This window comes from Gaoshiqia sediminis (assembly GCF_025907915.1).
Classification (GTDB): Bacteria; Bacteroidota; Bacteroidia; order Bacteroidales; family Prolixibacteraceae; genus Gaoshiqia; species Gaoshiqia sediminis.
Window position 1 is genome coordinate 55,214 of sequence record NZ_JAPAAF010000024.1, and the last position, 10,507, is coordinate 65,720.

General features: G+C 50.4%; 11 protein-coding genes. 4 read left to right on the plus strand and 7 right to left on the minus strand.

Annotated elements, in window-relative coordinates; genetic code table 11:
• Positions 1 to 38: 38 nt before the first annotated feature.
• From N2K84_RS14285 to N2K84_RS14315, 7 genes are all read right to left on the minus strand, one after another.
• The gene (locus tag N2K84_RS14285; RefSeq protein ID WP_282592501.1) at positions 39 to 1,472 is read right to left on the minus strand and encodes a redoxin domain-containing protein; all 1,434 of its coding nucleotides are present in this window, start codon (positions 1,470 to 1,472) and stop codon (positions 39 to 41) included.
• Positions 1,435 to 2,586: a glycosyltransferase family protein gene (locus N2K84_RS14290; RefSeq protein WP_282592502.1), complete on the minus strand. Its 1,152-nt coding sequence runs from the start codon at positions 2,584 to 2,586 to the stop codon at positions 1,435 to 1,437. The genes N2K84_RS14285 and N2K84_RS14290 overlap by 38 nt, the downstream gene beginning before the upstream one ends.
• Before the next feature lie 107 nt (positions 2,587 to 2,693).
• On the minus strand, positions 2,694 to 3,731 hold the full coding sequence (locus N2K84_RS14295; RefSeq protein WP_282592503.1) for a DUF4097 family beta strand repeat-containing protein: 1,038 nt from the start codon (positions 3,729 to 3,731) through the stop codon (positions 2,694 to 2,696).
• Positions 3,715 to 4,278 carry a hypothetical protein gene (locus N2K84_RS14300; RefSeq protein WP_282592504.1) on the minus strand — a complete coding sequence of 188 codons (564 nt, stop codon included), beginning with the start codon at positions 4,276 to 4,278 and terminating at the stop codon, positions 3,715 to 3,717. Before N2K84_RS14300 ends, N2K84_RS14295 begins: the two co-directional genes overlap by 17 nt.
• 40 nt (positions 4,279 to 4,318) lie before the next feature.
• Positions 4,319 to 4,876 carry an RNA polymerase sigma factor gene (locus N2K84_RS14305; protein ID WP_282592505.1) on the minus strand — a complete coding sequence of 186 codons (558 nt, stop codon included), beginning with the start codon at positions 4,874 to 4,876 and terminating at the stop codon, positions 4,319 to 4,321.
• A gap of 57 nt (positions 4,877 to 4,933) precedes the next feature.
• Positions 4,934 to 5,623 (minus strand): tRNA/rRNA methyltransferase, encoded by a 690-nt coding sequence (locus N2K84_RS14310; protein ID WP_282592506.1) that lies wholly within the window; start codon positions 5,621 to 5,623, stop codon positions 4,934 to 4,936.
• 393 nt (positions 5,624 to 6,016) lie between these two features.
• Positions 6,017 to 6,709, minus strand: a complete 693-nt coding sequence (locus tag N2K84_RS14315) for a hypothetical protein (protein ID WP_282592507.1) — start codon at positions 6,707 to 6,709, stop codon at positions 6,017 to 6,019.
• Positions 6,710 to 6,839: 130 nt separating this feature from the next.
• On the opposite strand from N2K84_RS14315, the gene N2K84_RS14320 reads away from it, so the two are divergent.
• The 4 genes from N2K84_RS14320 (at position 6,840) to N2K84_RS14335 (ending at position 10,197) form a co-directional block, all read left to right on the plus strand.
• Entirely contained in the window at positions 6,840 to 7,715 is an 876-nt protein-coding gene (locus tag N2K84_RS14320) for a cation diffusion facilitator family transporter (protein ID WP_282592508.1), read from the plus strand.
• Positions 7,716 to 7,842: 127 nt separating this feature from the next.
• A complete protein-coding gene (locus N2K84_RS14325) occupies positions 7,843 to 8,631 on the plus strand; it encodes a CHAD domain-containing protein (protein ID WP_282592509.1) in 789 nt (262 codons plus the stop codon).
• An 89-nt stretch (positions 8,632 to 8,720) separates the two neighbouring features.
• Positions 8,721 to 9,242, plus strand: a complete 522-nt coding sequence (locus N2K84_RS14330) for a hypothetical protein (protein WP_282592510.1) — start codon at positions 8,721 to 8,723, stop codon at positions 9,240 to 9,242.
• 160 nt (positions 9,243 to 9,402) lie between these two features.
• Complete coding sequence (locus tag N2K84_RS14335) at positions 9,403 to 10,197, plus strand: copper resistance protein NlpE N-terminal domain-containing protein (protein ID WP_282592511.1); 795 nt, start codon at positions 9,403 to 9,405, stop codon at positions 10,195 to 10,197.
• Positions 10,198 to 10,507 lie beyond the last annotated feature (310 nt).

The following is a 10,507-nucleotide window of genomic DNA, read 5'->3' on the forward strand; positions in this document are numbered from 1 at the left end:
AGGACTGAATGATAATTTTGGGTGGATAGCAGGCCGATTTATTCCGGCTGCAAAACACCCAGCGAACTCAAAATCTGTTTCAGGTTGCTGACATCCATGTTCTTGGCGATGATTTTTTTGTCCTTATCCAGCAGGAAGAGGGAAGGGGTGGTGCGTACCCCGTACAGATACCGGAAATTCGATGACTGATGCGGATCCCAAACGTTGAGCCAGTCCCGGATTTGGTGTTCTTCCACAAAACGGAGCCACGAATCTTTGTCGTTCATCGTGTAAACGGCATACACCGAAAGGTTGGATGGATTCGCTTTTAGAAATACTTCCTGATAAAGCCGGGGGATTTCGGTTTTGCAGTGTCCGCACTCAGGCTCCCAAAAGGCGACAACCGTATAGTTGGTTGCCTGTTGTTTCAGGCTGTGAAACTCGCCGTTGGCATCTTCCAACAGCAATTCACTGGCCGTGTTGCCCATCAGGTTGTTCTTGCGGATGGCAACCTCCTGCCGGATGTAGTCCAGCGTTTGGGCATCGACCCAAAAGGCTTGCCCCGACAAGTAATATTTTTCGGCCAGCCCGACAAACACATTTTCGATGCCCATGATCCGCGATTGGATGCTGTTGTTCAGGATGAAGGACGTCAGGTTTTGAAAGATAGCTTTGTTGTTTCTGTGCTTCTCGATCAGCCGGATGGCTGCCGGGAGCACGGTGTCCGGATGTTGAAGCAGCACCTTGTTCAGGAAATTGTTCAGGCGCTCTTTGATGTAGGGCGTGTGCCACATGCGCAGGTCGCTCAAATCGAAATAGTCCCAGTAATGTTTTGCCCGGTAGTTGTATTCATATACCCAGCGCAGCGAATCGTTTTTCAGGCTGGCCGCCGGCAATTGGTTTTCCTCGGGTTTGGGTACCTGGTTGGCAGTCATGAAATTCCCGTAAAAGCTATCCGCGAATTTCAGACCTTCCTCTAACCGGAAGCTCGTTAGATTCTCATTCATTTTCCGGAGTTGTTGGTTGTACCGGCTGACCGAATCAGGCTGATTCTTATACTGTTCTTTTTTTGCTGTAATAGTATCGTAGCGGGACTTTTGTTCAGCAACCCGGTTGAGGTATTCCTGGAATTTTTCGCTTTCCCAGGCTCCTTTGATTTGCGGGGATGAGGTTTTATTTTCCAGGCTAATTTCAAAATTCTGATCCTGGCCGACCAGAAAATCAACTTGTTTTTCCTGATCAAAGTACAGCTGGTAAATGCCTTGCTGAAGGGATTTTGAACCGAAAAAAAGCGCCAGCCCTTCCGGGTTGGTTTGCAGCGTGTCCTTCACGTAGATGTTCCCGAAATAGTAGTACGTTACCAATACTTGGGAGTTGGCGTGGCCGGACAGCGAAAGCCGGATGGAATAGCCCTGCCCGGAGGCGACAACAGGCAACACAAACAACAGGGACAGCTTAAAGGACAGCCATGATTTTTTGAGCGTTTTTTTCATTCGAGTAGAGGTTGTCGAGTTGTTCTTTGCGTTGATGAATTTCGGTGTTCATAAAGCTTTTCCCCAGGTATCTATTGATCAGGGCGATCATTTCCGGGGCCGAACCGGCTACATGACAAAGGTCGTTCAGCCCGGTGCCTTCCAGCATCTGTGGGGTGGTGATGCAATGCCTTCCGCCAAAAAGAGAAGCCAGTAGTTTCAGTTTTAAGCCGGTGGACTGAAATGTCGGAATAAGGCAAATGTGGGCTTCGCGGATTAAAACGTCCATCTTTTCGATGGAGGGATTTTCAACCAGCGTAACATGGGGGATGTCTTTTATTTTTGCAATCAGCCATCCCGGTGGGTTCTTTCCTGCAACAACAAATGAGCAGGTGATTTCGGAGAAGACTTCATCGAGCAGGAAACTTACGGCTTGCTGGTTCTCGCTGACGCTCAGGTTCCCGTGGTACAAAATGTAATCGCCTTTCCCTTCCTGCGAGCTGATCCGGGTAAACGGATGAAAGGCGGGGAGGTGCAGGCTGTGCCCGTACTTTTCCTGAAAGTAGTCCGTTTCGGTAGCAGAAATGCCCAGGATCAGCGAGGCTTCTTCCAGTTTCCGTTCGAAGTATTTTAACCGGAGGGCCTCAATCAGGTAGTAATATTTCCGGCAGGTGTTTTCCGACTTGCTCAGCGAATGATAATAGGTGTGCTCCAGATTGTGTGCCCTTACCAACTTGGGATAAGCGGCCAGCAGCGGATGGTCGAGAAAGTAACAGCTGTGCAGCCCTTCGAACAAAACGGGGGCAATGTCGGCCAGCAGGTTTTCCAGCAATGCCTGATGGTTCCGGCTGGTAACAATGTAGGGGAGCCACGACAGCTGCCGCCGGAGGCCCATCTTGCGCGGATAATAATGCACCTGGTCGCACAGTTTTTCAAGTTCGGGAGCGGGTGGGCGGTCGTACTCAAAACAATGCAGCCGGATATGCGCCCCGGCCTGGTGTAAAGCTTTTATTTTGAAATAAATATCGATGATGCCCCCGTAATCGGGCGGGTAGGGAACATTGAAGCTGACGATGTGAATCTTCTTGTTGAGCATCCGCAATACAATAGACAGGTTTTGTTTGGATATGGCCATTCGCATGCAGCGAGCTGCACCGGTATTTTCACCCGACTAAAGCTAAAAAAAAAACCGCAGGTATGGAACCCGCGGTCATAATTTCTATATGTCCTGATAACAGATTGCTATTCCGTCAGTTTGAGGCTACCATAGCGGCTGGTAACAGTCACCTGGCGGTTTGTGTCGCCGTTGCCTACTTGTCCCTGTACCTTCAGTCGCGTATTTTCTTTCAGACGGTTCCCCTGAAACTTGTCGGCCGGATATTGAATGTCGCAATAATCGCATTCGGCATTCAGTTGGTAAGTCGCTCTATCCAGCCCGAGGGTGATGCCGCCGTAGCTGTTGGTAATTTCAATCCGGTTGAAATCGGGTTTCACCTCGTCCACCCGTACCGACCCGTATTCGGTGTTCAGCTTCAACTCTTTGCTCAGGGCGCCGATCTTGTAATTGGTGTATTTCGAATTGGCCAAAATACTGCCGCCTTCTTCAATGCTGACCCCGTCGTATTTCGATTCCAATTGCAGATTTTCCAGCTTTTGCACGTTCAAACCGGAGTATTTGCTCTCCAGTTTCATCTTGCCGGCATGGCCGATGTAGATTTTTGAGTAGTTGATTTCGCCGGCCAGCTGGTTTACCGATTCGATATCGGCCTTCCCGTACGACAAGTCCAGCCAGAAATCGGTACCGGCCTGAACGTTCAGGGCGCCTGTGGTTAAGTTGCCGTAAGCAATCACGAAGTTGCCTTTCCCTTCCAGTTCGTTCAGCACCACATTGCCAAACTTGTTGCTGACTGTCAGGTTGCGGTCTTTGGGAATATTGATGCGGTAGTTGATTGAAAAGTTCTGCTTGGTTTTAAAATTTTCGGTTAGGATGGTCTTCACCGCTAGGAGTCCCCCGCTTCGGCGGATGTCAATGCGGATCTGATCGAGCAGTTGGTTGGCTTTGGCCTCGTTCATGCTTTCCACCGTGATCAGGGCATCCACGGTGACCGAGTCGCCGCCCAGGTCGTTTATTTCGATCATGCCGAACTTATTCGTGATATCCAGCGCGGTTATTTGCGATTTTACAAAGCCCTGGTGTACCTGTTTGGTGTAATCGGCTGCCTGCAAGGTCAGCGGCAACATGCCCATCAGCAGGACGAAAAGTTTAAATTTCCATTTCATGATTGGTGGTTTTTTGATGTTTAATTTCTTCCAGTTTATTAATGATCATCTTAATGATGCTGAGTTTTGCCTGATAGAGTTCGAGCATGGCATGGATGACCCGCTCGTCTTCGGGGTTGGCTGCCAGTTCTTCCTGTAAGCGGGCGTATGTTTCATCAAATTCGGCCATCTCAGTTTTCATCACTTCCTGTTCGTTGGCTGAAATGAATCCGTCGCGGCCCAGTTGTTCCCAGGCACGCATGCCCTGGTCGATCGACGAAGTGTAGTAAAATTCAGCCTCGGCATATTCGGGCGATACGGAAGACAGGCCAATCGGCTGCGGCTGTTGCTGCCGGTGACTGGCAACATACTCGGAAACCTGGTTGCCGGCCAGTAAAACCAGCAGGATGGCCGCGGCCAGTTGCAAGTACTGTTTCCAGCCCAAGCGTCTTTGTTTGCCAAACTGTTGGTCCAGCTTACGGGCAAACCGGTCGGCATGTCCATCCGGCGCTTCCACCTCAAAGGCTTCTTTGTTTTCCCGGATCATCTTTTCCAGTATATCAGTCATATCTTTCGGTTTTAAATCATAATAAAACAGGTCCGTGACCTTAGTTGAATGAAAAAACTTCATCTTTTCGCAACAGGTCGCGCAGTTTCTTTTTGGCCCGTAGCAGCTGTGTGCGCGACGACACGTTGGTGATGTGCAAAATCTCCGAGATTTCGTCGTGGTCGTACCCTTCCAGCAAATAAAGGCTGAGCACCACGCGGTAACCTTCGGGCAGTTGCCAGATGGCCTTCTTTATTTTTTCCACATCAATTTCGTGTGTTTCCATGAACGGATTTTCTTCCTCTTCCATCACCCGTTCGTTGATCTCTTCAAAAACTACCCGTCGTTTTTTCAGGTAGTCGAGCGAACGGTTCACCACGATCTTTTTCAGCCAGGCGCCAAAACTCACTTTCCCTTCGTAGCTTTCCATCTTGTTGAAAGCGCTTAAAAAGGCCTCTTGCATAACGTCCTCCGCGTCGGTTGGGTTGCCGACAATCCGCAGACTGGTGTTGTACATCGACTTGTAATAGAGTTTGTACAACTGAAACTGGGCCTCGCGGTTGCCTTCGCGGCAGCGGTCGATAATCTCCTGATGGATATTTCTGTACAACGCTTCCAAGGTTAATATTTAAGCTGTTTCTGATCGAAAGACGGCACCGGAATGCCGGATGTTGCATCATTCGGGATGATTCTTTTCAAAATATTTGTTGCAGATGGAGTGGAGCAGGTGAATGTCGCCTTCGCCCAGCAGGTTTAACCGTTCCAGGATGCGCGGGTAGATGGCCGAATCTTCGCGGAAATTAAGTTCGAGCAGGACGGAGGCGGTCTTTTCTTTCAGGGATCGAAAGCCGTTTTCGTTTCGTTCCCGCAGTTCCGGTGTTGCCGGAAGGTTGAGGGTCGACAGCTCGTAGGCGTACAGCATGACGGCTTGGGCCAGGTTGAGGGAAGGGTAGGTGGTTTGCAGGGGCACGGTGCTCACCAGGTCGCAGCGGCGAAGTTCCTCGTTGCGCAGGCCGCTGTCTTCGCGCCCAAACACGATGGCCGGACGTTTTACCGTGTCGCCTTTGTCGCGCAGCAAGCCGGCCAGCTCGCGGGTGGAAAGGTAATCTTCTTTCACCAGCCGTTGTTTGGCCGATGTGCCAATCAGAAAGTCGATGTCGCTGACGGCTTCCCCGAAGGTGGCAAAAACCTGTGCCTGTTCCAGAATGTCGTTGCTGGCGTGGGCCAGCCACCGTGCCGGTCCGCTCAGGTGGTCGCAGGGATTTACCAGCCGCAACTCATGAAAACCCATTGTTTTCATGGCGCGCGCCGTGGCGCCAACATTTTCGGGCGTGGCCGGTTCAACCAAAATAAAAACCATGTTCATAGCAGGAATTTTTACAAATATAAACGACAAAGCCCAAACGATCCGTCATTTGGGCTTCATTTCCGGAAAATCGCGTTTAAAATAAAGTTTACCGGTTCAATGTGCACATGCCTCAAAAACTCCAAATGCCTGTGGTGTTTCCGGCAGATACCGGATAGGTTTCCGGGGGCTTCCCAAAGGGTTATGGTGTGTTGGTCACGACGTGTCGCGACCTTACCTGGCTTTCCCGTTTTGGGGTGTTTTTGATTTTATCCGGCCTGTAAGGCCACGGTATGCCGTGGCCAGACGGACGGTAACGACTTTTAAAAGGCAGTTTTACATCTTTTGCGAGAAAGAACAGCATTTAATGCTTTAAAAGCGATTTTCCTGGCTTCATTTCCGGGAAAAGCATCCTTATTGGTTGCTGTATTGGACGAGCTGAATCAGGTCTTCTTCTTTTTTTAGGTTCAGTTTTTCTTCTTTCACCCAATTTGCTATTTCGGGTTTAACCGGTTGGAGCAGGTCAACCGCTTTCCGGGCATTGGTGATCTTTTCGGCCGGTTGCCCGTTTACCGAGATATACATGTCGGGTTGCATGTGCACAAATTTAGGCGGTTCCGGATCTTTGAACGGCTTGGCAGGTTCTGCCGGTCGGTAGCTGATCCGGTAGCGTTTCAGCAACAGGTTTTTTCCGCTCACCAATACGTGAAAGTAGCCCTTATCAACGTTGTTCCCATCCGCGAAGGGCAAGTGCATAAAGCTTTCTTCTCCAACCATAAACAACTGGTAACGGTCGGGATCAAGAATTTCCATTACCTCGCCGTTGCGGTTGGTAAATTCGATGTTGTCCGAGTAGATATTGTACCGCAGCGGCACCTCGCTGTACAGGCTGCTGTCCTGCGAAAGGATCCGGCTGGGAGCGAAATCGTCATGCAGGTACGGCGAACCTTTAATGTCGTCGTAGGTAAAATGATGACTGCCGTGGCTCAACGAGCGGATAATCCCGTTTTTGCCGAGCATGTCCAGTTCGTAGGCCGCCCGGGTGGGCTGCGCTTGGGGGGAAAGGTAACAGATGGTCAAAAAAACGGACAGTAACATGTTTTTCATAGTTGGTTGTTTTTGGGTTGCGTATCAATATCTGTATATGAATCGTTTTTAAAGTTACACTTCTCGTCAATCTTTTTTCCTGTGGCTTTGTTTTAAGAAGTACCGTAATTTTACTGAAATTATACCGATTATGTCGCACGAACATACACACAACCGACTGGGAATTACCATTGTGCTGAATGTGATGATTACAGTAGCTCAAATCATTGGCGGTCTCATTTCGGGCAGTTTGGCCCTGATTTCGGATGCTGTCCATAACCTGAGTGACGGCGTGGCCGTGCTGTTGGCTTACGTGGCCGATCGGCTGGGGCGCCGCGAACGAACAGCCAAAAGTACCTTTGGCTACAAGCGGGCCGAAATTCTGGCGGCCTTCCTGAATGCCCTGGTGTTGATTGCTATTTCGTTCTTTTTGATGATTGAAGCGATCGAGCGTTTTTTTTCACCGCAGGAAGTAGATTTTCGATGGATGCTGTGGCTGGGTGTGTTGGGCTTTGTGGCCAACAGCTTGTCGGTACTGTTGCTTCACCGCGACCATCACCATAGCCTGAACATCCGGGCGGCCTACCTGCACCTGCTGGGTGATGCGCTCACCTCGCTGGCCGTGATAGTGGGCGCGGTATTCATCTGGCTCTGGAATTGGCACTGGATTGACCCCCTGGTGACTTTGCTGATCAGCTTCTACTTGCTGTTCCACACGTTTAAGCTGCTGAAAGAGTCAACCGAAATTCTGATGCAGTTTGCGCCAACTGACATCCATACCGATGACGTGAAGCATAAGCTCGAAAGCCTGGCCGAAATTAGCCGCGTCTATCACATTCACCTTTGGCGGCTTACCGACCAGACCGTGCATTTTGAGGCGCACGTGGAGTTGACCGGCGACCTGCAGCTGTCGCAAACCCGCCGCATCAGCGAGCAAATTAATACGCTGCTGCAAACCGAATTTGGCATTGCCCATGTCACCCTGCAATTCGAATTTGCCGGTGCAGAGGGATACCGCGAATGTTAGTTCCATCGCCGTTTTCCACAGTCGTTACAGAAACCTCTTGCTGAAAGCTTGCGTTATTTCTTTGAGGGCGGGCTCAATTTAAGAGGGGCAAGCCGTCCGGTTATTCATCCGTTAAGCGAGTATGAACTTGGTTGGGACATATATCAACAAGCAATTGGACGTATTTAACCGGTACCTGGAACGGGTGTCGGCCAATACGAACATGGACGACGTGCATAAGTTGCGGGTGGCGATCCGTAAGCTGCGTACCTTGTTGTCCGTATTCGATCATGCGCAAATTACCACGGGGCGCAAAGAAGATTTCACGCTGCTGGCGGGTTCGCTTTTTGCGCTTGCGGGGCGCCTGCGCGATGCCCAGGTCAACCAACAGCTGCTGTCGAACCGGAAAGCCGGGTACTTGCTTCCGTATGTCAACTACCTGAAGGGCGCCCAGAAGCGGGCCATGCGCCTTCTGGTTAAAGAGATAGCCGCTTTTGAGCCTTCCCGCATGGAACGGCTGCTGAATGAGTGCTTGTTACAGGCACAGGCCCTGACCGATGAACAGTTGCTTGCTGCCATTTGGGATTACATTCGGTACAAGCTGGAGAAAATTAACCGCCTGGTGCAGGCCGGGACAAATGATCAGCAGCTGCATAAAATCCGCGTTCAGTTAAAACCGGTGAACGACAGTCTGAACTTTCTGAAAGCGGATGGACTGCCGGTGAAGCCGGGAATTCCTTTCGGGGAGATCAGTAAAATGACCGAACAGCTGGGCAACTGGCACGACGCGCTGGTGTTGCAGAAGTCACTGAAAGCTTATTCCCGTCGCCATGCGTCCGGACAGGGCAGAAGGTACTTCGAAAAACTGATTTTACGTCATCGGGCCGAATGTGATCATCGGCATGACGAAATTGTCAAAGGTCTGCAACGTTTCTGAAAAGTAGGGGGAAATCCGAAAAAAGCGGTATTCCAACGCAACCCAAGTTGTCCTTTCTTCATCCCTATGGTAACTTAAAACGAATGATCATGTCTTTCTGCTATTTGCGCTACTTGCTATTTTTGGTGTTTGTATTGCCGCTTTCGTGTACCAATCACGACGAACCGGTACGCGGCGATTGGGATACCCTGCCCGAGTTGCATGCTAACAACCAGGGAAAAATCACCCTGGAGCAGGGCTATGCCGGCACCCTGATCCTGAAGGAAGGAAACTGCATGCCCATGGTTGGCGTGGGGCAGTCCGGCAATACCTGCCGGTCGTATCCGGTGAAACGCACCATCCGCATTTACGATTATACCCTGCAGGAAGAAACCGAAGGCGACGGTCCTTTCTTCACGCTGGTGAATACCTTGCTGCGCGAGCGCGTAACTACCGACCACGAAGGCTTCTTTCAGGTGGAACTGCCTCCCGGTAATTATTCGGTATTTATTGAAGAAGCCGAAAAACTTTACGCTAACCTGTGGGACGGACAGGGCGGCATTCACCCCATTACCGTGGCTGCCGACAGCATCGGCTATGAGCAGCTTACCCTGGATTATGCGGTGTATTGATGAAAATGAATATCCTTACGTTTACCTAATGTCATTAAAAAGTCATTCAATTGTCATTAAGTTGTCTCGAAACGATCAATGACCATGAATGACAATAATTGACAATCACAACCGGACAAAGTAGGTAAGTAGGCGGGTATCATTTAATAAAAGACAAACAATGAGACGACAATTCTTTTGGATAACATTGATTGGGCTGGTTTTCGCTGGCTGCCAGGCGCACCGCACCCTCAGCCGGACTGAAACGGACGAAAGCGGCCTGGCCCTACACCATAGCCAAAACTCGCTCGATTGGGCAGGGGTTTACCGGGGCGTGGTTCCCTGTGCCGATTGCGAAGGAATACAAACCGAACTGGTCCTTTCAACCGACATGACCTATCAGCTGGCCACCCGTTACCGGGGCAAGGACCAAACTGTTTTCAGGTCGGAGGGGACGTTTAGCTGGGACGAAACCGGCAGCACGGTTATGCTGAAAGATGCCCGGCACCCCGACGAAACAACCCGCTACAAAGTGGGCGAACAGGTGCTGATCCAGCTCGATCGGCAGGGAGATGTCGTTCAGGGACCGTTGGCCAATCACTACCGGCTCACAAAAGAACAGCCGGTCATCACCGAAAAGTACTGGAAACTGGTGGAACTGAACGGGCAAAAAATTGGCCCCGGCGAAAATCAACGGCGGGAAGCCCACCTGATCCTGAAAGAAGTTGACAAGCATGTGGTTGGCAGCAGCGGTTGTAATTCTTTCCACGGAACCTACGAGCTTTCGGAGGGAAACCGGATCCGCTTTTCACAGCTGGCATCTACCAAGGTGGCTTGTCCGGATATGGATACCGAACGAGCGCTCTTTCAGGTGCTCGAGCTGGCCGACAACTACAGCCTGAACGGCGACACCCTGTTTCTTAACAAAGCCCGGATGGCGCCGCTGGCACGCTTCGAAGCCGTTTATTTTCAGTAGCGAAACCGCATCCGTTTCCCGACTGTCCCCGTTTCCAAAACGGTGCCATAGTCGAAAAAAAATGAAATCGGTTTGATGAATGGTCAGGGAAATCGCTTTTAAAATATAGTTTACCTTTTCAATGCCCATGTGCCTCAAAAGCTTCCAATACCTGAGGCATTTTCGGTAGGTGCAGGATGAGTTAATCTGGGCTTTCCACGTGGCTATGGCATGTTGAGGCTGTCCAAAAAGTCCTATGAGTTTTTTCAGAACTATCATATTGTAAGTCCAGCCCAAGTTCCTGACCCCTAAATCCCCTAAAGGGGACTTT